The sequence below is a fragment of the Fodinibius salipaludis genome, assembly GCF_002287075.1.
GTDB lineage: Bacteria > Bacteroidota > Rhodothermia > Balneolales > Balneolaceae > Fodinibius > Fodinibius salipaludis.
The window spans coordinates 32,048-56,617 of sequence record NZ_NSKE01000014.1 but is presented as its reverse complement, the minus strand read 5'-3'; the positions used below and the strand labels follow the sequence as shown (position 1 = coordinate 56,617).

18 protein-coding genes are annotated in these 24,570 nt (G+C 40.3%); 5 read left to right on the top strand and 13 right to left on the bottom strand.

Annotation, left to right across the window (positions count from 1 at the left end; all coding sequences use genetic code 11):
• The 5 genes from CK503_RS16505 to CK503_RS15385 form a co-directional block, all read right to left on the bottom strand.
• Positions 1 to 159, bottom strand: a 159-nt coding sequence (locus tag CK503_RS16505) for a helix-turn-helix domain-containing protein (RefSeq protein WP_141239953.1), incomplete at its 3' end; no start/stop codon positions are given.
• 201 nt (positions 160 to 360) lie between these two features.
• Positions 361 to 1,959 (bottom strand): calcineurin-like phosphoesterase C-terminal domain-containing protein, encoded by a 1,599-nt coding sequence (locus CK503_RS15400; RefSeq protein WP_095607730.1) that lies wholly within the window; start codon positions 1,957 to 1,959, stop codon positions 361 to 363.
• A 98-nt stretch (positions 1,960 to 2,057) separates the two neighbouring features.
• Positions 2,058 to 3,794 (bottom strand): RagB/SusD family nutrient uptake outer membrane protein, encoded by a 1,737-nt coding sequence (locus tag CK503_RS15395; protein WP_095607729.1) that lies wholly within the window; start codon positions 3,792 to 3,794, stop codon positions 2,058 to 2,060.
• Positions 3,795 to 3,866: 72 nt separating this feature from the next.
• Positions 3,867 to 7,166 carry a SusC/RagA family TonB-linked outer membrane protein gene (locus CK503_RS15390; protein WP_095607728.1) on the bottom strand — a complete coding sequence of 1,100 codons (3,300 nt, stop codon included), beginning with the start codon at positions 7,164 to 7,166 and terminating at the stop codon, positions 3,867 to 3,869.
• A gap of 282 nt (positions 7,167 to 7,448) precedes the next feature.
• Positions 7,449 to 8,354 carry a glycerophosphodiester phosphodiesterase family protein gene (locus CK503_RS15385; RefSeq protein WP_095607727.1) on the bottom strand — a complete coding sequence of 302 codons (906 nt, stop codon included), beginning with the start codon at positions 8,352 to 8,354 and terminating at the stop codon, positions 7,449 to 7,451.
• A 518-nt stretch (positions 8,355 to 8,872) separates the two neighbouring features.
• Here CK503_RS15385 and CK503_RS15380 point away from each other — a divergent pair.
• From CK503_RS15380 to CK503_RS15365, 4 genes are all read left to right on the top strand, one after another.
• Positions 8,873 to 10,714, top strand: a complete 1,842-nt coding sequence (locus tag CK503_RS15380) for an ATP-binding protein (protein ID WP_095607726.1) — start codon at positions 8,873 to 8,875, stop codon at positions 10,712 to 10,714.
• 107 nt (positions 10,715 to 10,821) lie between these two features.
• A complete protein-coding gene (locus CK503_RS15375; RefSeq protein WP_095607725.1) occupies positions 10,822 to 12,183 on the top strand; it encodes a sensor histidine kinase in 1,362 nt (453 codons plus the stop codon).
• A 17-nt stretch (positions 12,184 to 12,200) separates the two neighbouring features.
• Complete coding sequence (locus tag CK503_RS15370) at positions 12,201 to 12,641, top strand: response regulator (protein ID WP_095607724.1); 441 nt, start codon at positions 12,201 to 12,203, stop codon at positions 12,639 to 12,641.
• A 12-nt stretch (positions 12,642 to 12,653) separates the two neighbouring features.
• Positions 12,654 to 15,995, top strand: a complete 3,342-nt coding sequence (locus CK503_RS15365; RefSeq protein ID WP_095607723.1) for a PAS domain S-box protein — start codon at positions 12,654 to 12,656, stop codon at positions 15,993 to 15,995.
• A gap of 23 nt (positions 15,996 to 16,018) precedes the next feature.
• Here the strand turns inward: CK503_RS15365 and CK503_RS15360 are convergent, their stop codons facing one another.
• From CK503_RS15360 to CK503_RS15325, 8 genes are all read right to left on the bottom strand, one after another.
• On the bottom strand, positions 16,019 to 17,146 hold the full coding sequence (locus CK503_RS15360; RefSeq protein WP_141239956.1) for a hypothetical protein: 1,128 nt from the start codon (positions 17,144 to 17,146) through the stop codon (positions 16,019 to 16,021).
• Between the two features lie 18 nt (positions 17,147 to 17,164).
• Complete coding sequence (locus CK503_RS15355) at positions 17,165 to 17,797, bottom strand: hypothetical protein (RefSeq protein ID WP_095607721.1); 633 nt, start codon at positions 17,795 to 17,797, stop codon at positions 17,165 to 17,167.
• 14 nt (positions 17,798 to 17,811) lie between these two features.
• A complete protein-coding gene (locus tag CK503_RS15350; RefSeq protein WP_095607720.1) occupies positions 17,812 to 18,366 on the bottom strand; it encodes a type IV pilus modification PilV family protein in 555 nt (184 codons plus the stop codon).
• A gap of 158 nt (positions 18,367 to 18,524) precedes the next feature.
• On the bottom strand, positions 18,525 to 19,340 hold the full coding sequence (locus CK503_RS15345; protein ID WP_095607719.1) for a DUF4382 domain-containing protein: 816 nt from the start codon (positions 19,338 to 19,340) through the stop codon (positions 18,525 to 18,527).
• A gap of 167 nt (positions 19,341 to 19,507) precedes the next feature.
• Positions 19,508 to 20,416: a hypothetical protein gene (locus tag CK503_RS15340; protein ID WP_141239955.1), complete on the bottom strand. Its 909-nt coding sequence runs from the start codon at positions 20,414 to 20,416 to the stop codon at positions 19,508 to 19,510.
• A gap of 18 nt (positions 20,417 to 20,434) precedes the next feature.
• Complete coding sequence (locus CK503_RS15335; protein WP_095607717.1) at positions 20,435 to 21,703, bottom strand: glycogen-binding domain-containing protein; 1,269 nt, start codon at positions 21,701 to 21,703, stop codon at positions 20,435 to 20,437.
• Positions 21,700 to 22,401: an isoamylase early set domain-containing protein gene (locus CK503_RS15330; RefSeq protein ID WP_095607716.1), complete on the bottom strand. Its 702-nt coding sequence runs from the start codon at positions 22,399 to 22,401 to the stop codon at positions 21,700 to 21,702. The genes CK503_RS15335 and CK503_RS15330 overlap by 4 nt, the downstream gene beginning before the upstream one ends.
• Positions 22,402 to 22,413: 12 nt before the next feature.
• A complete protein-coding gene (locus CK503_RS15325) occupies positions 22,414 to 22,977 on the bottom strand; it encodes an RNA polymerase sigma factor (protein ID WP_095607715.1) in 564 nt (187 codons plus the stop codon).
• A gap of 277 nt (positions 22,978 to 23,254) precedes the next feature.
• Between CK503_RS15325 and CK503_RS15320 the strand changes: the two genes are divergently transcribed.
• On the top strand, positions 23,255 to 24,499 hold the full coding sequence (locus tag CK503_RS15320) for a sensor histidine kinase (RefSeq protein ID WP_095607714.1): 1,245 nt from the start codon (positions 23,255 to 23,257) through the stop codon (positions 24,497 to 24,499).
• The last annotated feature ends 71 nt before the right edge of the window (positions 24,500 to 24,570 follow it).

Here is a 24,570-nt window from a genome sequence, read left to right as displayed (position 1 = left end):
TGTGGAACCGCCATTGTCTACATTACGTTTAAGTTCCCGACTGATTGTAGAGCGATGTACACCGATAGTTCGGGCAATTTCACTCTGATTATGGCCTGCTTTAAGCAGAGCCTTGATCTGATGACGATTTTCTAGGCTGAGTTGGGTGTATTTTTGCATGACAACATGAATATAACCCGCTTGGCGGAAGACCTCAGGGGTTTTTCCCTGAGGTCTTGCTTCATGTTGCACTTACTACTTGAACTCACATTTCAGTTTAAACAGAAGAATATAGCCGAAATTCTCTGTCCGCTGTATTTAAATAATTTCAAGACGATATATAACCGCTAAACTTATTTTGCGCTACACTCCATAACGTAGTTATCTGTCTTCGACACGGTAGCTGTATTCGTCGAAAAATTGTCGGCCAAACATGTCGGTAACACGAATGGTAATAGTGTGTTTGCCCTCGGGAAGGTCTTTAGGCACACGTGTTTTCCACAAATGTGTTGAAGCAACAGCGTTATTGGGACGTTTCCCTTCAATGAGTTCTTCTGATTTGTCCCATTTATTACGCAGAGAGGTGATATAGGGATCGCCAAGTTCAACTTTGTTCATCTGCCGCCACTTTTCTTTCCCCTGAACCCGGTATTCAACGGTAGTGGAATCACTGCCCAGAAAGTAATTTACGTACATATCTGCATTGAACCACTCGCGCTGCGGAACGACTTTAGGTCCCCATATATTCATTTTCTTTTCCTCATCAACACCGGCCACCTTATAGTTAAGCTTAAAATCATTGCCTTCAAACTGAATACTCGCATAGCCGTTGGGCGTTCCATCTCTCATAATTGTTGGCGGGATACCATCTTCACCAGGTTCGCCTGACCACCAGTCTCCGTTGGTCGTACCTACGTTGTAATGCAGATGGGGATTTTCTCCCTTCCATCCCTGCTCCTCATCTAAAAATTGCAGTCGTTGCACATGAGTATGAGCAGAAAGAGAGAGGGTATGCGGATAATCCGAAAGCAGATCAAAAAGCTTTTGGCGATCTTCCATTCTAAAGTATTTATCTCCCTCTCTCCAACGAGGTAGCGTTATCGGGATATGCAAAGCAAGAACAATTAAGTGATCTGAGGGGACATGTTTGAGATCGTTTTCAATAAATGTAAGCTGCTTATCAGTTAATCCCCCTATATAGCCAGACTCCCCATCTTTTCGGGGATATACTACATCGTCGAGCATAATAAAGTGTACGTCACCCTTATTGAACGCATAAGTCGGCGGACCGAAAGTTGCTTCAAAAGTCTCATCAGCAAGCGAGTCATGCTCCACATCAAAGTTCATATCGTGATTACCATATACGTTGAACCATGGCAGACCGATGCGGGCAACCGACTTGGAATAAGGCTCAAAGAGATCCAGATCGTTACCGACAATATCACCGAGCGTAATACCAAATTCATAACCCTCAACATCTGCAAGTTCATCTACAATATCCCTGTCAAAATAATCCAACTCCTCCATGCTATAGGGTTGGGGATCTCCAAAGACAAGCATCTCAAAATTATTGGTCTTATCGCCTTCAATTAGCCCGAAGTTCACCGAATTGGGAAGCGGTCCGGTAGGGGATACGCCACTGTATTTCAGGTCTGGGGAACCCTCTGGTTTATGGATATAGTAAAATTCTGGACGCTGTTTATCATCAACCGGCAGTTTATAACCATCTGGTTTTATGACAAAGATGATCGTATCGTCACCAGTGGAGAGTTTATAGCGTCCCTGCTTGTCGGTCAACACAACATCCTCTCCGTTAGATACAGCGACATCCTCCAGCCTTTGTTCTGAGGAATCGAGTTTTCCGTTTCCGTTTGCATCATGATAAACGATACCAGTAGCGGTGTTTTGCGCCAGGGCCAAACTAACCCAAAACAGTAACATTGCAGTAACTAATGTTGAAAATCTTATATACACTTTCATATGGATGTTATTCTAATAATTTCTTATTGCAGATTTTGATAAACCCCGTGCCATGCTGAACCTTATACAATCCACATGACACAGAATTGAATTCATTTTTACCAGCCAGGGTTCTGTTCTAAATTATCGTTCAATTCTAAATCTTCACGAGGTATTGGGTAATAATAATCCCTGCGCTCATCAAATGAACCTCCGTCGAACAATTGCAAGTTTCCGGATGTGCCATTTGTCAGGGGCCGCTCATTAGTATTTATGGTTGAGGTTACTTCTTCAGGTGCTCCAGAGGCATCGCCATCATGCACATATACATCGGCATCACCATCGTTATTAAAATCATGCGCACCCAATCCTGAGAAATATATCCCGTTTATAGGGTCCTCAAATATTTGCCCTTCTTTCCATCTCATGATGTCATCCCAGCGGAACCCTTCATTTACCAGCTCAATTCTTCGTTCACGACGAATCTCCAGAATGACCCCTTTATTTGCACCTTGTACATTTTCGTACATAGCTTCCTGATAGGAATCAGGATTAGCATTGGCCTCTGCCATATTCAAGTGCGGCATACCAACGCGATCACGCAATTTATTAATCGACATATCCAAATCTCCCTGGCTAAGCGTTCCCAATTCTGCTTTTGCTTCAGCATATATCAAAAGAGCCTCAGCATAACGGAAAAGGATAACATCGTTATATGATCCTCCCGAACCCCATTGGGGCCCTTTGGGAGGCAGTCCTTTTATTATTCTGTATCCTGTTCGGGTTATATCTAAGTTTACGGGCTCACGTTGATCTGAACCATAGGTCGTAAAATCAGGTCCGGCGGTGGTTTGAGTCAATCTGGGATCGCGATTTTGCATTTCCTCATAGAAACCCATCGTTTTATATCCATTCTGTTCAGTAAATGGAGTTCCATCTTCCATGAGGTAACTATTGACAAGATCTTTGGCAAGGCCCCATCTCCCCAGTGTTGGAGCCGTCATCCGATAGGCTAAATCATGCGTTCTTTTTCCAAATTCATAATCCACCGCTAAAATGGTCTCCGTCATATCTTGATTGTTTCTCGCAAAAAGATCCAGATAAGCTTGGTCTGGCCCTCCATCGGTATATAAGGCATAAACTCCGGAATTTATTAATTCCCCAGAAGCAGCAACCGCCTCTTCCAAGAATTTCTCATGACCCTCTATATCGTGATATTTTCTAAAGGTCCCTTCATGCAAACTAATGCGAGCCTTTAAAATAAGTGCCGTATACTTTGTAATCCGGTTTAGTTGCTTTTCGGCTGGAATATTGTCGATGGCATAATTTATATCAGCAAGAACCGAATCCATTACTAATGTTCGTGGATCCCGCTCTTTGTTTAACAACTCTTCATCATTCGCATCCAACACTTCATTATACCAGGGCACATCCCCAAACCGTTTCACTTTCTCAAAATAGAAATAAGCTCTGAAAAATCTTGCTATCCCAGAATATTTGGCCTTAGCATCCGCATCATCAACCCTGTTATAGTTTTCGAGGAAGTAATTTATTTTTCGGAGATTCTCCCAAGACCATCCCCCACTCCCCCTATCTGTTGGTACAGTCCGTGTCCCTTTTAGTCTGTCAGAAGCACTTACCCCCAAAATATTATCGGAACTGGCGTCGTCTATGTAGACCGATTTCGCAGGTAAGACATCATATAAATCATTGGTATAAACTTCTAAATCGTTACCCGTGTTGAAGAACTCCTCTGAGGTCACCGCATCATCAGGGGGCTGATTCAGTAAATCCTGACAACTTGTAAATGTTAGTGTCAACAGTATTATTGTTCCTACTTTTATTATCCTACTCATTGTTATAGATATTTTTTTTCATTGTTGATTAAAGACTATGCCGGTGAATCTTCCCCAAAGCTCAAAAGAAGATTACAGGCTAATTTCCACCCCTACTGAATACGTCTTGCCCATGGGATACAATTGCGTATCTCGGGGAGCTTTTGCACGAACACCGTTGGGATTTGAAAAACTTACATGTGCACCTACCTCTTCCGGATCCAGGTATTCCGTTAACCCTCCAAATCTCCATGTAAATAAATTCTCCCCGCTAACAAATACTCTTAAGTTCTTGAGGTTAACTTTTTGCGTAAGGCTTGAAGGCAGGGTATAGCCAACCGTCAGATTTTTTATTCTAAGATATCCTATATTGGTTAAATGATAGTCATTTACGTTAGCCGACATCCGTCCTTCACTTAGGGCATTATACGCTCGTTGTCGCTGCGGATAGACTCTATCAGGATCATTCGGATGGTCTGGATGCCATACCTTATCTAACATATCTTTTCTGAGAAACGATACATATGGCCGGTGAAACGTTCCCCAGTACAATGGACCTGATGGGTACCAATGCTGCTTTGCAACGCCCTGTCCAACAACAGAAAGATCAATATTTTTCCATCCGACATTGATGTTAAAACCAAAGGGAAACTGTGGCATCGCATTTCCGATTCGTTGCAAATCTCCGGGATCTTCCAAGGTGTTATTCCCATTGTTAATTTCACCATCGCCATCCACATCTACGTATTTAAGATCTCCTCCTCTCAGGTAATTCCAGTCACTATTTGATCCCCAATCAAGAATTCCTCGGTAAACTTCAACCAAATTTTCTCGACCAAATTTTTCCTGGAACGCAGCCGCTTCTTCATCTGATTGAAATTGCCCGTCAATGCGATATCCCCAAATTTCACCAAGTTCCTGTCCTTCAAAGAACGTACTTAACAACCCATTTGGGTTATCAAATTTCGTAATTTCACCTTTATTTTGCGATACATTAGCTTGGATATTTAATGAAAGCTTATCACCCATGACCTCAAATTGGTCATTATAACCAACGGTTAATTCCAAACCTCTGTTTCGCATTTCAGCATAATTTCTTCTTGGCTCCGAAGCACCAAATACTGCAGGAAGAGGTCTTCCGGGCAGATACATGTCATTGGTATTGCGTTCATACAGATCAAGCGAAGTCGTCAACCGATCATCAAGAAAGCCCATTTCAACGCCGATGTTCGTGGACGTGATGGTTTCCCATCCAATATTTGCCGGAAGAGGTTCGGGCGCTCGGGCATAGTTAACTTCTGATCCATCAACTAACCAGGATTTCTTACCCATTCCTATAAGTTGCCGGAAGGTATTCACGCCCACCTCTTGATTTCCCAGCTTTCCGTATGAAACCCTCAGCTTTAATGAGGACATTATATCCTCGACAGAAGGAGTCCAGAAGTTTTCATTGCTTACTTGCCAGCCAACCCCTACTGACGGAAATAATCCCCATCGATTATCTTCTGGAAAACGAGAAGAGGCATCGTACCTGGTATTGATCTCCAATAGATACTTGCCATTATAATCGTAATTAAAACGACCGAAATAACCTTGAAGAGCCCACTCTAAGGTAGAACCTGACATATCTAACATCTCAGTTCCAAATGCGAGATTTGCCTTATCTTTTGTAAGCAGCTCCTCAATGCGGGCTCCTACTCGGTCACGATCAAACACTTCCTGGTTAAAACCAAGCATTAACTTGAAGTTATGCTTATCTGCGATATCCTCAGTAAGCGTTCCATAAATGTTCAACGCCTTATAATAATCTTTCCAACGGTACTCATTATGGCGATTAAGACCTGCATCCTCTACCAACTCAAGTTCATTGCCCGACAGATAGGAAAATGGAGTGTAATTAAAGGTACGATCCGTTCGATCAATGCTATAGCTATAATCCACATTAAGTACTAACTGATCAATCGGAGTTACCTCAGCTTTAAGCGTATTCGTCTGTTTTTCATATTGCCATTGGCGATGAGCGGCTCCTTCTTTTAGGGCGCCCAAACGGCCTACATAACCATTTCTGGTTCGTCCAACACTTACGCCCTCCCCATCTATAAAAGCGGGATAGTTGGGAAAAAGATCTCGCCATTTACTAACTCCAAAGGCACCACCCCATCCGTTTTTCGTGCCCGCATACTGTTCGTCATACCTACTGCTAAACTTACTAATCCCAGATAATTGCAACCATTCATAAGGAGTAGCCGTCAAGTTAACCTGGAGATTATATCGTCGCATCTCTGCATCCTGAATATTTTGAATTTTTTCCCGTTCATATATCCTCCCCGATATATATCCTTGTAATTTGTCAGATCCTCCAGAAACAGAAATATTATGCGTCTGATGCACGCGCCGATCTTTAAACAGGATGTCGTAATAGTCATTATTTTCATAGAATTTATAGGTCCCGTCCGGCTGTTGCTCATAAAAAGGTTCTCTCTCTCCATTAGCTACTTGCTCTGCAATCTCATAATCTTCCTCATCATAACATACATAACAACCACTGTGATAGTTGCCAATAGCACCATCGGCCCACCTGGCATAGGTGGCGGGATTGGTTACAAAATCAGTTCGAGCTGTATTTGTCGTAAAACCAACATTGTTAGAATATTCAACCTCAAACTCCCCTTCTTTACCTGTTTTTGTAGTCACTAAAACTACACCAAAGGAGCCTCGGGCACCATAAATAGCGGCAGCCTGCGCATCTTTTAAGACGGTTACACTTTCAATGTCATTGGGATTAACGTTCGCAAGATCTTCCTCTATTCCATCAACTAACACAAGAGGTTCTCCACCGTTAATCGAGTTAAAACCACGAATATTAATTTCAGGGGTTTCCGATGGGTCTCCACCAGCGGCATTCCGAATATTTAACCCGGGTACAGCACCCTGCAAAGAACTTCCGATATCAGCAGACGGCCGGGCTGAAATACCTTCAACATTCGCTTTATCAACTGAGCCAACAAGGTTTTTTTCTTGTTGGGTACCATATCCAACAACCACAACCTCTTCGCCAGTTACCGTGTCCAACTGCAGCTGGACATCAATTTCCGACCTTCCATTGATGGGAACTTGTTGGGTTTCATATCCGATAAATGAGAATACCAGCGTATCCTGCATACTTGGGGCCGTCAAACTGTATTCCCCTTCTGTATTCGTTGATGTCCCCACATCTCTCCCTTTTACCATTATATTGACTCCAGGAAGTACGGAACCTGTTTCATCCGTTACTACGCCGCTAACATCTTGTGCATATAATTGAGACGTTAATCCCATTAACATTATTATTACCGATATAGCTGGTTTTCGAAATTCTGCCCATATTCCTTCCATTATATTCCAATTCATCATTCCTAAAAGATTAGCTTTTTTGATTTTGACTTAGACTATTGCCGTCCGTTCATTGGTTGGAGATAATAATTTTCAGCTTTGACCATACTTGAAACTTACTGTTATCAAACTATTACCAACTCAAGCCTGGCTTATATTCACACAGCTATATTGGATGGGTGAGAAATTGTATAACAGATAAGTATAGTTGGCCCCAGTTATCTTCCTCTCATTTTTTTGTCCGGTCTTAATTTATTTGCCGGTCCGAGCAATACATTTATTCAGTCCAACCACACTTGTCAGTCACTGCGCTCTTAGTTTTTTATAGTAGTTTGGATAATCAGAGATAATTCCATCCACACCTACATTTACAAGCTCAACCATATCTTCGTACGTATTTACTGTCCACGCATAAAGCTGCATATCCTTATTGTGAATCTGTTCAACAAGGCTGGAATCCACGATTTCATAATTAGTAGCGTAAATATCAGGCAAGCTGTTTAAGGCTGATAGGTTTTTGCCAACATCCGTTTTGCTTTTAGGGATGAGAAATACCCTTGGAATAGAGGAGTCAATTTCTTCGAATTTGTCCAGTATCCGAGGATTAAACGCAAAAATATCGACCCGATCTATTATACCTTTTTCTACCAACACCTCATGTACCAGTTCTGCAGCCTGCTCCGGGGTAGGCTGTATTTCATTGTCCTCATACCATGCAGACTTACTTTTTATTTCTACCTTGTACCCAATCCGTTTTAAATTATTTTCGTCAATATGGTCTTCTACTTCTCGGATAACCTCTGTCAAAAGCGGCTTTGCCAGCGGCTGATTCTCCTGATCGGGATATCCTTTTCTTTGTACAGATCCGCAATCATATTCAGCAATTTGATCATACTCCATTTTATATATCAGATGATCTTTCTGGGAATCCGCAGATATGGAATCTCCCTCCGGCGTCAAACAAATATCATGTCGAAACCAAGGCTCATGAGAAACAACTACCCGATCATCGCCAGAAATCACCACATCCAACTCAATAGCATCAACATTATAATCCAGCGCTTTCTTAAATCCGGAAATAGTATTTTCCGGTGCTAATCCCGTAGCGCCCCGATGCCCGATAAGCTCAGGTGTTGTTTCTACTTCAGACTGCCCGCAACCAGCAGTTGCAATAAGCGCAATTAATACTGCATACTTTAATACCTTCATAAATACCCTTTCATTAATTAGGTTCTTGCTGTTCTTTTACCCGCTATTTCTTGCCAGCTTTGAATAACATTCAAGCTGATCCTCAGTACAATCGCCACCGTTAAAATCATTTCATTATGGACAGCGCAAATCTTTATCAGAGGAATTCGGATGAAACCTCCTGCCCTTATTTGAGAAAGTAGAATATAGTTGATGAGCTATACCTTGTCGTTATGGCAATGTTAAAGGACTGTTATGAAGAAGTTATTTGAACATCACTTAATATTGATACTTAGAGTGGCTTTCTCCTCATATTCCTTGCAAGGAGATGGTAAAGCGCAGCGGATATACTTTAAACAATATCAGCAACCGTTTAAAGTAGGCACCATCATCCACGGCATTTTTCTCACCGTTGTCTTATCATTCTAAAACTAATCCCCCTTTAAATAATTTGGACAAATTCCATTTGTGTTTTATAATTATATTAAAGGATTTTAAGATTTGTTAACAAGGTTGGAGCTTCTAAAGGGGCATTTAGTATGAGCGGGAGATACCAAATCTTACTTATTACCGATGATGAGAGCAAGGCTGACCTCATCCAGTTGCAACTCGACAAAATCGATATTCCTGTACAGCTGGATATTATTAGCAAAGAGCATCAGCTTATTGACCGACTCGAAAATAATCCGCCAGACCTTATTGTCAGTAATTATGATCTACCCACCTTTCCCGGGGCCAAAGCACTCGATATCGTTCGGGACATTCATCCCCATACTCCCTTTATTTTTGTATTCGGACCTCCCGGCGAAGAGGAAGCCATAGATGCTATACGTAGAGGAGGGTCAGACTATATAACGAAGCAAAATTTAGATCGGCTGGGGCCTGCCGTACTTCGCGAAATAGCAACCTATAAGCAAAACCAGAAACAAAGCACTCAACTCAAGGAGACGAATAATCGGTATAAATCTTTAATACAATCGGTTAACGGTATCGTATGGGAGGCCGATGCAGATACCTTTAAATTTCAATATATAAGCTCGAAGATAAAAGAATTGCTGGGATATACTCCCAAAGAATGGCTCAGCAAACCCAACTTCTGGCAAGAGCATATCCATCCCGCCGATCGAAAAGAAGCTATTGAATATTGCCACCATAAATCACAGCAAGGGAAAGATCACTCCTTTGAATACCGTATTCTTGATGCCGATGATGAGGTCGTCTGGCTTCGTGATTATGTAACTGTTGTTACAAAAAATGGTGATCCTGATCAACTGCATGGGCTCATGGTGGACATAACTAAAGAAAAAGAAGCCGAACGGGAGAAAATCGAAATACTGCAGCGCATTGGTGATGCCTTTTTTGCCGTAGATGAAGACTGGACAGTAACCTATTGGAATAAACGCGCCGAACAGGTTTTGGATACGTCCAGTGATGATATTATCGGTAAGAATTTATGGAATGTTTATGATGATGCTGTTGAACTCGATTTTTATACCCAATATCACAAAGCGGTTGACAAGCAGGTAACCGTCAACTTTGAAGAATTTTATCCCGGGGTAGAAAAATGGTTTGAGGTAAGTGCTTATCCCTCAGAAACGGGATTATCGGTATATTTTCGAGATATCACTGAGCGAAAAGAAAATCATGAACAGCTTAAACGGTTAAACCAAGAGTTAGAAGAGCGAGCCAAGGAATTGGCCGCTACCAATGAAGAACTGGAGCAGTTTGCCTACGTAGCATCACACGATTTGCAGGAACCCCTTCGCATGGTTTCAAGCTTCCTTGATCGCTTGGAGCAAAAATACAGCAATCAACTCGATGACAAAGCACAACAGTATATTAATTTCGCTGTTGATGGAGCCCATCGCATGCGGCGTATTATCCTGGATCTACTTAATTACTCAAGGATGGATCAAAATAATTTTGCTCGGGAGCAAGTAAATGTAAATGATCTGTTACAAGAAATATTAAAACTGGAACATACTACTATTAAGGAAAATAATGCGAACATCGTATTTGATAACCTCCCGGTTATTGAGGCCTCTAAAACTCCAATGCAACAGGTTTTTCAAAACTTAATTAACAACGCTATTAAATATCACAAGCCTGGTACTAAGCCTATAGTTAAGATTGAGTCAAAAGAGGCCGATAACTACTGGGAGTTCTCCGTTACTGATAACGGTATTGGCATAAGGGATGAGTTTCAGGATACTATATTTACTATTTTTCAGCGTCTTCATACCCAAAATGAATATCCCGGAACAGGAATTGGATTATCGGTATCAAAGAAAATTATAGAAAAACACGGGGGCAAAATTTGGGTAAAGTCAGAAATAGGGGAAGGGAGTACGTTTTATTTTACAGTCCGCAAATCTGATTAGGAACTCATCATTTATAACAAATTCTAATCCTTCAGTTTAGGTTAAGGCTTCCATTATTAATGTAGCAATTTCAGGTTTACACCTGCCATTTTTTAACCATACAGCCGTTGAAAAATCTCTGGAATACATATAAAACCACTATCTACCGTAATTGTACTGTACTTTCTATTTCGCAAAACTCGGTGTATTACTGGAAAAATCAGCTTTTTGCAGCTACGGTTACTTTTTTAATACCGATGAGTATAATTGTGCTGGTCCCTGGTATATATATGGCCTACAAGTTTTCCGTAACCGGGATGATACTCTCCGATTTTATTACCCTTGCTACCATTTTAGCTGTGGCTTTTGTACCCGGCATTTCGGTCTTTCTTCGTAAGCTTCTATTTAATGGGGCATTATATACAACATCTGTAGTAATGTTACACTATCTCGGCTCAAACGGTCCCGGGCTACTGTATATGTTTGCAATTACTATTTTTGTTTTAGTAAGTCTCGATCAGCAATATGGTTATCTAACATTAATGCTAAATACCCTTATCTGTATCTACTTTGGTCTTGCCCTTTATTATGGATTTGCCAGCTCTATTTTACTTAACGAATACCAACTGGATTCATGGATTGCGGTTTCTTCAAATCTCGTGTTTTTAAGTGGTATTGCCGTTTTTCTAATACCAAAATTATTTAACGGATTACAATCTGCCTTTGAAGAGCAAGAACAGTTAAAAGATAAATTGGAAGATTCGGTAGAAAACCTAAATACCAAAAACGAGGAACTGGAACAGTTTGCCTATACCATCTCACACGACCTCAAAGAACCGCTACGCATGGTACGTAGTTTTATGGAACTGCTCAAAAAGAAATATGAAGGAAAACTTGACCGGAAAGCTCATGAATATATCCATTATGCGGTAGATGGTGCCCAAAGAATGGGTAATAACATTGATGATTTGTTGGAATATTCACGTATCGGCCGAAAATATACTACCGTAGAACTAACGGATTTAAACTCGCTGGTTGGTGGGATCCTCAAAAATTTGAAACCTGATATTGAGGAATCAAAAGCAGAAATTTCTATCGGTAATCTACCCACACTGCATGTAGTACCCGTTACCATGAAAATATTTTTCCAAAACCTACTGGCAAATGCACTTAAATATCAGCCGGATGGGCAACAGCCTGTAATTAGTATTGAGGCTGAAGAAAAAGACCATTGCTGGCAATTTTCAATAACAGATAATGGCATTGGCATAGATCCTACATACCACGATCAAGTATTTGCCATCTTTAAACGATTGCATACTCGTGATGAATTTTCCGGTAGTGGTATGGGACTGGCTATCTGTAAAAAGATTGTAGAACAGCATCTCGGCGATATCTGGGTGGAGTCGAACAAAGATAAGGGAAGTATTTTTAGTTTTACTATCACCAAACAGTATCTTCAAAACAAAAGGGTTAGCGCGAGACACTAATTTAGGTACTAACTTTTATGGATCCTATACATATTTTATTGGTTGAAGACAACGAGGGAGACATAGTATTAACTACCGAGGCTCTCGAGGAGGGGAAAATCACCAACTCTTTATCAATCGTCAGAGATGGATGGCAAGCAATCCAATATCTTGACCAAAATGAGACTGAAGGATTTGGCAATGCAACAACGCCCGACTTGGTACTGTTGGATATAAACCTTCCGAAAATTAATGGTCACGAAGTTCTTAAGCATATCAAGAGCACCCAAAAGCTTAAGCATATTCCCGTCATTATGCTTACTACTTCTTCTGATGAAGTTGATATCAACAAATCCTACAAAAACCATGTTAATTGCTACATTACCAAGCCGGTTGAGGTTGACAACTTTATACGGGCTATTTCAGCCATTGAGTATTTCTGGATTTCCATCGTTCAGCTGCCTACTAAATTGAATTAGCGTTATTACATTATGAGTACGTTGCTTAAAGAAATTAATATATTAGTCATCGAGGATAATCACGGTGATTTTGTCCTCATCCAAGAGTATGTACATGAAGAGGCTGTACATCTGGAAATTACACACGTTTCAACATTTTCTGAAGCCAAAGATATTCTTGAAGGATCTGATTTATTCGATATTATATTACTGGACTTGACGTTGCCCGATGCCAGCGGAGAATCATTAGTAAACGATATTGTAAAATTATCCGGTGACATTCCTGTAATTGTTCTAACTGGGTATAAAAACAAGGATTTTGGCATTAAAACGCTGGGTTTAGGTGTTGCCGACTACCTGCTCAAAGATGAGCTCACCCCATTTATACTTTCAAAAAGTATTTCATATAGCATTGAACGTAATCGTATTAATCACTCTCTTCGTCAATCAGAAAGACAGTATCGAGAGCTTTTTGATTTGAGCCCCCTTCCCAAGTGGATATATGATATACAAACGCTGCAATATATTGATGTAAATCAGAATGCCATTGACCATTATGGATATAGCAGGGAAGAATTTCTCTCTATGACAATTAAGGATATTCGTCCAAAAAATGAAATACCCCATTTGGAACATACGCTGGAAAATTCATTATCAGCCGAGGGAATCCATGAAAGCGGCATACATACCCATCAAAAAAAGGATGGTACAAAAATCCAGGTAAACATCCGTAGCACCCATGTTACCTTTAACGGCCAAAAAGCCAAAATGGTTGTGGCCAATGATATTACCGACCGTCTTGAAACAGAAAAGAAACTTGCACTAAGCGAAAAGCGGTTCCGGTCATTAGTACAAGAAGGATCAGACTTAATTGCTATACTTGATCCTGAAGGCAACTATAAATATGTGGCCCCTACCTCAAATGCTATACTTGGAATACCACCTGAGGAGTTCATTGGGACAAATGTTCTCGATTATATTCATGAAAATGATCAACAGCGAGTTGCAAACGCTCTGGAAAGCCTAGAGCAGCAAAAAAGAGTAGAACTTGCCCCTTTTCAATTCAAAAATTCAGCTGGGAAATGGCGATGGATTGAAAGTATTGTAACAAATATGCTCGACAATCCAGCTGTAAATGGATTTGTAGCAAACTCGCGCGATGTTACAGAACGCATTGAACGAGAGAAAAAAATGCGCGAAAACCTGGAACTGTATGAATATGTAACCAAGGCCACTGACGATGTTGTCTACGACTGGGATCTAAAAGAAGATATTCTCTACTGGGATGACAGTTATCATGACAAGTTTATCTATGATATTGAAGAAGGCACCTATTCCATTGATTACTGGGCTCAAAATGTACACCCCGAAGATCTCCCGGACGCAAAAAAAAGTTTAAGTGACATACTCCATTCTTCCAAGTCAAAATGGGAGCAGGAATACCGTTTCAAAAAACAGGATGGCTCCTATGCCACCGTTTTTGAACGGGGCTTTATTATTCGTGACGAAAACGGTGATGCCATTCGTATGATAGGATCGCTGCAAGATATTACCGAGCGTAAAGAGTATGAAGAAAAACTTGAAGAGCTTGCCTTGGTAGCATCCAAAACCACTGATGTGATTTTCATGACCGATCCCAATGAACGACTCACCTGGGTTAATAGTGCTTTTGAGGAAATGCTTGGCTATCAGTTTGATGAAGTAATTGGTAAGTCTCCTGGAAATATTGTCAGGGGTCCAGATAATAATCCGCAAAAGATGAAGCGCATATCAGAAGCTTTTAAAAAGCAAAAGGCTCTCCAAGAGATTGTACTCAATTACTCAAAAAGTGGCGACAAGTATTGGTTTGATTTAACCCTTGATCCCATTTTTGATAATAATGGGCATTGCGACGGTTTTATTGGTATACAAAAAGATGTTACTGATCAAATTGAACATCAGCAAGAACTCCGCAAAAGCGTTGAACGCTACGAAATTGTATCAAAAGCTACAAGCGATACCATTTGGGATCTCGATTTGGAAAGCGATACTATAGAATACAACCAGAATATCTACAGCATGTTTGGGTATGAGAAAATTGGAGTTCAAGATATTGCTGAGTGGTGGCGTAATAAGTTACATCCCGATGACCGACAGGATATCCTTGATAAACTTGATAAAGCCATACATAACAATACTGATCGCCTGCAGTTAGAGTATCGGTTTGAGGCCGCAGATGGCTCTTATAAATACATTTATGATCGCGCTTTTGTAGTCACTGATGACGACGGCAATGCCACCCGTATAATCGGTGCTATGCAGGACATTACCCGGCAACGTGAAGAACGCAAATGGCTACAGCTTTTTGAATCTGCCATTGCCAGCACCAAAGAGTCGGTTGCTATTATTGAAGGACAATCCAGCAATCCTCCCGGCCGTAAAATACTTTATGTTAATGATGCTTTTTCTGAGATGACCGGCTACTCCAAAAATGAAGCCGAAGGCAAAACATTGCATATGCTAAATGGTCCAAAAACGGATCTAAAAGAACGTCAAAAGCTGGGAGAACATATGGATAGATGGGAATCCTGTGATGCTGAATTTATCAACTACAAAAAAAATGGAGAGGAATTCTGGATTCGAGTCTCTATGACGCCTGTCGAGGGTCCTGAAAATTCTCTTTATTGGGTTTGCGTGGGTAGAGACATTACTGAACGTAAGAAGGATGAAAAACAACTTCGGGAATCACTCAAAGAAAAAGAAACACTACTACTCGAAATTCATCATCGGGTGAAAAATAACCTGGCCGTTGTTGCCGGAATGATGCAACTACAGGCATTTGATGAAGAAAACAGACAATTCAGAGAAAAGCTATTCGACAGTGTCGCACGCATTCAAACGATGGGTTCTATTCATGAACTTTTGTATCAGTCCGAAAGTTTTTCAAATCTTGATTTCGGTGATAACCTGAGAAAATTAGTGAAAAATATTTCAGATACATTCCAAACTGATTTTGAGCTGGATGTGCACTTTGAGGTTGATTCTATAACTCTAAATATCAATCAAGCTATTCCCTCTTCACTTATCGTAAACGAGGTGATTACCAACATATTAAAACATGCTTTTGAGGATGATACCCAGAAAGGTAAGATTACCGTTTCGGCCAAAGAAGATGACGATGCAATAATGCTATCTGTCAAGGATAATGGCAAAGGATTGCCCCCTGATTTTAATAAAGTTATGGACAATAAAACGTTGGGCCTGCAGCTCATCAATACTCTTTCCCAACAACTTAGTGCCGATTACTCATATGAACCTATAAAAGAAGGGACTAAGTTTAAACTATCTTTCCAAAAGGCTGATCTTAAAGGCATTGGCAGCACCCATATTATGTAGTAGCGTTTACTAAGAAGACGACCCTAATTTTTCACAAGGCTTGTCTCTTCGGATGAAACCACACGAGTATATTTATTCTGCTTTACGGTATTAGCAGCTCCCATCTTGGCATATTTTTCTCCGGCACACGTGTAATTTATTGAAATATTACCGCTTAAATCTACCTCTATTTCATTAGTATCTTCAGGATCGGTATCACCCACCAATACGGAACCATTTATCGTAGGGGTCCCACTTCCATCGAAAAGCTGAGCATTCTCAAATATTACCAAGCCGTTAAATTCAAAATTACCCCTGATGCTAACGGTATTTCCATCTTGATCCTCATAATCCATATGGGCGCTATCTTTAATAACCATAATCCCATATCCTTCACTTTGCTGACCTGTCAAACTTACCTGTCCATCAATGAAAAAGACTCCGGGTTTTTCAGCGGTTCCCAAGTTTTCACTATAATCAGAGGTGACTGTAGTTGCATTTTCCGAATTTTCAAGTCGCGCAATGAGTTCATCGGTAGGTTCATAATCTAACTGATTATCCACTGCAATATCACCATCCAGATTCAAGTCATGGCTTTGCAACCCATCTTTTGTTTGCGAATTATTTACTGCAATTGGTGGCCTCGATTCACTACAATCAGGGTCTGTACCATTAATATCATGTGCATTACCATCCACGGATAAGGAACCATAGCCGGTAGGCAACTGAAGTGCCCCAGCAAAGTCGGGCACCAGATTACTAAATGGGGCTACTACGTATACACTTTTCACATTAGCCTCATACTTATTATCAATCGTTGCTTTAGAAATTACTCGCAACTTATCTTCTTCGAAATAAGGATTCGTATCCCAATCACTATTTAAAAACTCTATTGATAGCACAATATCAGCACTATTAACTGTCGAAGGAGTCCACGAATTGCTGCTGTTTCTATCATCAACATACTGCTGATCCATGTTTTCGATGCCTTTTTTATTGATCTCCTGCGTCACAATTTGAATAGCGGTATGTGCCGCATTCAGTGCCTGTGTTTTTTGGGCATACTCAACTGTTTTTTCCGTCATCAGTTTGCCCTGACTTGACGTTCCCATTGCTACAATGCCGAGCGCAACCAACATGCCGGCACATATTATTAACATTGCTCGTCCCATAATAACACCTCTTAATTATTATTTAATCTCTTCTAAATTCGGCGGGGAAAAACGCTTTTCCCAAATAGTACGTACAAATCGCCCATCTCCGCCTGAATTTTGATATACTTTTGCGGCACTTTGTAATTCCAGAGTAATATATAGCTGTCGTATATCATCTAATAAATCAGAACCTACAACCGGTGTTGACATATGGTTACTAACCGGTTCACCATATTCGTCCAGATACTTAATATTAAAATTCGTTACTCCCAATCGTATAGGGGTTTCACTTATTATATTCTTGGTATCGGCATCCCTAACTGTTCTTTTTAACACATATGCATTAGGATTTCCGTTGCCAACTAACGTACTTGTAAATTCCCAGGTTATCAATTCAACCGAGTTATCAGTACTGTTATCGATGTTACTGCGAAATATAATCTTGTAACTATCTGCTTCTACCAAAATAGGATTGGTTTTACCTTCCCGATTATATCCCATCTTTTGGATATCATGCGTTATGAACTCCTGTACCCCCTTTGCCTTCTCACGAGTCGTTTGTGTAAGCGTTAACTCTGTTGAACTATTGGACAAGGACATATTCATCGCAAGAATTCCTATTAAAAGGATTCCCCCGATAATATAGCTTGTCATTAAACCTAAATTCATAATACTATCCTCCGCTAATCAGCGTAGTAATTTCTTACAAATTCCAAACTATATAACGTTAGATCACCCGAATTTTGCCCATTCAAGTATTTACTGGTTATATAGACTCGTAATTTCTTAAACGTCGTTTGTGTATTCGTTGAGTCGTAATTTGTCTCATCCACATAAAATACCTCTGCACGGATATTAAACTCTCCATGCTCCGTTTCTATCACATCATCCCAATCATGATAGTCGTCAAAATCATCAAACTCATGGCGACTCACCTCTCCATCTCCATTTAGATCATCATTTTGAGTACCACTGGTTTCTGGTCCCAAAGTAGAAAGGGTTGCAAAATCACCCGGTATATCTGCAGGTGGTGCCGCCGCATCGACGGAAACTTCGTCAAATTCTTTCGTCCGGCCCTCTTCAATGATATCTTGTGCCAAAGCAACAACTTCCTGCTCCAATTCTCCTTCTATCTGCATGTAGGTATTCCGCTGAATCATGCTGGTGGCGCTAAGTAATATCAGCGAAAAAATCACCATCGCCCCGATTGTTTGTAATACTTCCCCGTAACCAACCATAACTTTTCAATTTATGATAATGTTATTGCAACATTAGAAAGTTTTAACATTAAGTCAATACTAACTGCTTAATTCTAATATTTGGAGTTTTAAAGCAAAACCGCCGAGCAGATACTATCTCCTCGACGGACTTGCTTTATATATACAACAATTCCCGATTAATTCTCAGGAACAGTAATTGTTTCCAGTTCCGTGGTTTCTCCTACACTTACTTCAACATCATCTACATTCTCTGTTGCATAAGAATCATTGGTAGGATCAACTGAAACAGTATATGAGCCTTCTTCCAACCCAATAAGCTTAAATTTGCCATTCGACGTATCAGCTTTAGTGGAAGAAAGGGTATCTCCTCCGGCTATAGCATATACAAATGGATCAGAATCAACAGGCTCAACAGCTCCTGCAATATTTCCGGTCACAGCTTCATTTGTTGCTTTTATTACCGGTTTCAACAAATAGCTTTCTCCCGCTTGCTGATTTCCTCTTACCACAACCGAGCGCGCTGCATCAAAATCGAGCAGCATGGTATAGGTAAAGTCAGGTTCTATTTCAGCATTTACATTTAGCTTGATACCTGTTTGTTCCCCGCTTGGTACAAACATACTGTGTTCTTTTCCATCAACGACCACGCTGTGATTTTCACTGCTAAGAATAAGACGAACTTGCTCGTACGTTCCGACGGGTAATTCTGCTGAACCGAGAACTTCGGTAGCTCCATTGGTAAGCTCAAGAAGGTCATATGATTGCTGGGGACTATTAAGTTCTATCCAACCTTCGTCACTTTCACTATTATTAACCTCAACTCGTTCGACAAATACATTTACCTCATCATAATTGGCGGGGGCATCATGCATTAATACCTCCATTGTTCCAGTATCGCCATCAGCATTGATTCCGCTATCACAACCCGCAAATACAATGGAAGTAACTATTAACAATACAAATGGTATTTGTAGTAGTTTCTGTGTAGTCATACTTACCACCCTGTAGATTTATTAATATTAAATAAGGGGGTATGACGACCGGAATTTTGAAAGGTTACTAACTTTTTTGGGATAGGTTTACTATTTCTCTTGATAAAACAGCCTCAGCACGGAATCCAAATGACCGAGAAACCTTTAAAAAGCTTTTAGGAAGCTATTTATCCATTACCTGAATTGTTACCTCTATTCCCCTTCCCACGATTATTTTCCATTCCTTTGGGGATATCGCCCGGCGGGCCACCTCCGATATTTCCATCAAACAAATTTTGTAAAATATCTTGCGCCGGAACTCCTTTCTGCAACTGATTTCCAACCCCTTGAATAATATTTGATGCAGGAATTTGACTCCGTTTCTGTGCCATATTTAAAGCCATGGGCAGTTTCTGAAATTCCCCCGCCCTAAATCCACCTTTTAACGCCCGGGTAATAAATGACCGCGTAAGTTCGGGATGATCCTGCATGGGTAGGTCAGAAACAATATCCATTGCAGAAACAATGTCAGCTCCTGTAGTTTTTGAAAGTACTGATTTTTCGCCCACATCCGCCAGAAGCTGGCTAATATTTTCTGGCGAAACATTTTGTGTTATGGCCCGAGATGAGGACTCCACAAGCCTATTACGCATACTTTCTCCCGGTGATAACTCATTTTGCCGGTCCATTATTTGTCGCACTTCCGGCTTTTCCATCCACGGATCAACTACCTCTGCTGCCTGTCGAGTGGCACTGCTCATTCTATTTATATAAGGAACAATTCGCGCATCGGGCACTCCTTTTGATAATCCTTCGAGTGCTTTTTGCAACACATGATTTGCCGGCAAGTTATCTTCAGCAAGCTGTACAGCCGGCTCAATCATGTTTTCCAGTTGTTGATTACTTAAACCCCTTGCTTCCTTTCTTGCCTTCAAATCTTCAATTACAGATCGTTCTATTCCTGCATTATCTGCCCGCTCTACCAGTTTATCAAGTGCTTCCGTTTGACCAAGGGCATTATCAGGAATACCCAAACAAGCACAGGCAAAGACCAAAAGCGCAATTACCTTTATATGTAGATTAAAAACCTTCATCATATTCGTTTCATTTTAAATTTATTGAACTAATAGCAATGCATTACTTCCGCCAAATCCATCTTCGACGGTATACGTATCGCTGGAAAACTCGATCCAGCTTTCTTCTCCATCCTCAATTTTTAACACTTTATATTCATAAGAACCAGCATCCAGCTCCAGTTCGGCCCTGTACCGATTCTTCTTCACATTTACGAGTGGTTTGCCTGGACGCGACCAGTTATTAAAATCACCTACCAAATAAATACGTCCATCCCCCGAATAAGAAATCTCTACCTGTTGTATTTCTTTTCCGCTATTCCATTCCGGTGATATTTTTCTTTTTTCCTTTCTTGATTCAGGTTGCAGGGATAATCTAATTCCACCGGAAATCTTTACATCATTAATATTCTGATCAGTCGCTGTAGTGTTATAACGTAACCCCTCTGCACTCACAAAAGCCGTCAACCGTTGGCTAATGGGGACACTACCTTCAATTCCTAACCGAAATATTCGATTGGTTTCTTTTATAGTTTCTGTCGTCCCAGAGGGGCTGCCCCCAACAGGAGGAAAGCCGCCACCTCCACCACCGGTAGTTACCGTCTGTTCATTTTGATACTGTTCAAGACCAACTTTAAATCTGATTTTTGAACCTTTATTAAAAATCCGGCTCGCAGCTACAAATGAGCTAAATCCCTCCTGTATATCTGGGAAAGAATCGAAATTTCCATACAAGCCTGTAGATAATTGCCAGTTAAAGCTGGGCCACGTTTCATACTCAAGAGCATATAAATCAGATCGATCATAAATCGAGGTCTCCACGCTGTCAACCATATAATCTCGATAAGAACGAAAGTTTGAACCCGCTTTTATTTTTAACTGGCTAAAGGGCGTAGGTGACCACGAAAATGTGGGTTGAACCCAAACCATGCTCCGACTAAAAGTGGAACTAAAATAACTACCTCCCATTTCTATTCCTCCACTTACCGAACGACTAAATTGATGCTGATATCTTGCCAGAGCCAAGCCACCTTTCCATGTATCTAACCCAGAAAAGAAGGGTTCCAGAATACCAACCCCCGTTAATTGGACCATATCTTGGTCCCCAAACCAAGTGCTTTGACCAACTCCCGAGAACACTCCAAAAGACGTATTTTCAGCTTGCCCCCACTCTCCATAATAGGGATTAAGATAGGTATTTGTTGAATATCCTATCCGGGAATCAACAGAGAATACTGTCTGCCAATCCTGAGCTAACATTTCAGCTGATATAGAAGTTAATAATATCACAATAATGAGACCTATTCTCATAAGTAGATAACTGCATTTTTATTCCCAAAACCGTCTTCACGCTGCATGGGAGCCATTGGATCGGTCACCCATTTCTCTCCATCCTTCACAAACATATACCGGTGCTCCCCTCTACTCATGGAAACCAATCCAGTCCAAACCTGTTCTCCATTCACTTCCTGTTTGTCAAGCGGAACAGGCTCCCAGCCGTTAAAATCACCGGCAAGTTCGATTGATTGCGCATTTTCATCTATATAAACAAAGCGTACCCACACCTGATCCTTGCTATGGGTAACTTGTTGTATTGTTTCTTGCGTGTTATTTCGCTGCGGTACCTCTTGAGAGGTATCAAAATAAAATGGTGTTAATATTACTATCATTAAAATCATTGTTGCCATAACACCATACACCGGCCTAAGCCGGATCTCTTTTGGCCTCCACAAACTTTGTATCCAACTTTTAATTTCCTCTATTACTGAGATATTTGGCTCTGGCTGTTCAGCTTGTTCAATACTATACATCACCTGATCTGTAAAACCATCAGGTACTTCCGGCTGGTCATATACATTCGTCTCATTAATAGTGCTCCGCACTGACCTTTCAAAAGATAGCATCTCCCGCATTTCCGGATCGTCAGCTATCATATGGAGGGCTTCCCGCTCCTCTTCACCGGATAGTTCGCCATCCAGATATTTTTGCAGTATTTCTTCCTTATTCATACCCACGATGTCCTAATTATATTGGTTGATATAATCTTTCAACTCTTTACGCGCTCTGTGTACGCGCACTTTCAGCGCTCCTTCATTTGCATCCAATCGCTTTGCCATAGCTTTATATGTCATGTTATCACGATACTTCATCAAAAAAGCTTCCGCATGAATAGGCGTTATTACAGACAAAGCCTTATTCAATATTGCCTTTTCTTCCTCTTTCTCAATATCATCATCCGGTAGATCTTCTACTTTCATGTTGGCTACAAGCTCTTCGGATTCCATTTCCCCAAACTCCTTATTTAATCGTCTAATATTCTTGGCGTAATCCAAACAATGATTTCTTGCCAACGTATAAAGCCAAGAAGAGAACTTTGATTGTTTTTTGAAAGAATCCAGTCGCTCATAAGCTTTAACAAAAATCTGTTGAGCCAACTCTTCCCTCTCAGCTTGTCTATTCGCAAATTTGCCAACGATGCTAAATACCATTGATGCATACCTGTCAACAAGTATCCTGTAACGATCTTGTTGCCCGTCCAGAATATCCTGTATTAGTTTAAATTCTTTTTCCTTCGATTCTTCCATTTAGCACAAACATGTATCAACGCAGAATCGGACTCTTCAACACCTGCTCAATTATGTGACGACTGACTTTTACAATAGTTACTAAAAAAGTGTAATCCGATAAACAACCTTTCAGATTTATAATTTCATAAAAGTATAACATTAATGGAACTGAATCCTATATCACTTTTAAAGTGGCTCATATTTGAGAAATCAAAACACAAAATTAGATTAATAATTCAATTTTCTGACCGATAAACTATTATGTTCTTATGTAAAATATAAAAGACTATTAATTATGCGCTTTTATAGAGTCTTGCTAAGCAGCAAGGCAATTGCCGTAATACTTCTGCTATTTGGATATGGTTGGATTATAGGATCTGATTTTCTTATTGCAAATATCAGTAACAATACCTTCAGTTTTATTGATATACGTATCTTTAAAGGCCTCATCTTCGTTACCATTGCATCAACGGGTTTATACGTCTTGCTCTACCTTAAAGACAGAGAACTGAAGCAAAGCCGCCAGTATACTGATTCTATTTTAGAAACAATCGATGTCGCCATCCTTGTCATTACCGAAGATGGTATTCTCGATAGCGTTAATAGTGCCTTTGTTAATATCTTCGGTTATCCTAAAAAAGAGATTGTTGGTCAACATTTTACCGAGTTGCTTAGTGAAGAAAATTTAGAAATAGGCAACCATGTTTTTCAACAAATGATGAAAGGAAAGCCCCTACCAAATGAGGAATGGAATATTTTCGATAAATCCGGGACTCCTATTACCTTACTTATTAATGGCCACATTCTACAAAATGAGGAGAAAAAACTTCTTATTGTAAGCGCCACAGAAATTACTGGACAAAAAGAAACGCAGGCAAAACTCGAACACTCCTTGGTAGAAAAACAAGTTCTTCTATCTGAAGTCCACCACCGGGTGAAAAACAATTTAGCTATTGTCACGGGACTAATGCAGCTTCAGGTTTATGAGGAGTCTGATTCCAACCTAAAAGAAAAACTGGTTTCCTGTATTACCCGTATCCAAGCAATTGGATCTATCCATGAGTTGTTATATCAATCAAATAGCCTTGCTCAATTACGCTTTGATAAATGTATACAACAAATGATTAAAAATTTACGTGAGATATATGATCAGCTTCAAACGGTGGATTTTGATCTCAACCTATCCCCCATTACTATTAATATTAACCAAGGGGTTCCTGCATGCCTAATCATTAATGAAGTTGTTACGAATGCCTTACAGCATGCGTTTCCTGCTAACGAATCGGGTTTTATTTCTATATGTTTATCCAGAAATAAAGGAAAAAAGCTTACCCTAATTATTTCTGATAATGGGAAAGGACTACCTGATCATTTCACGTCAATTTCTCAGAATGGCTCCCTTGGCTTTCAACTTATTGATACACTTTTGAAGCAGCTTGAAGCAAATCACCAGGTCGACTCTACAAAGCAAGGCACTAAATTTACGATCTCATTTAATAAAACATCCAGACAGGGAAGTAGCTGTGGCTTTACCAGCTAACTTAAATCCTGATCTTTTTAATTAACGTTGTACCCTTTTCAATTTTCTGTATTTTAGAGCAGTAAATATTC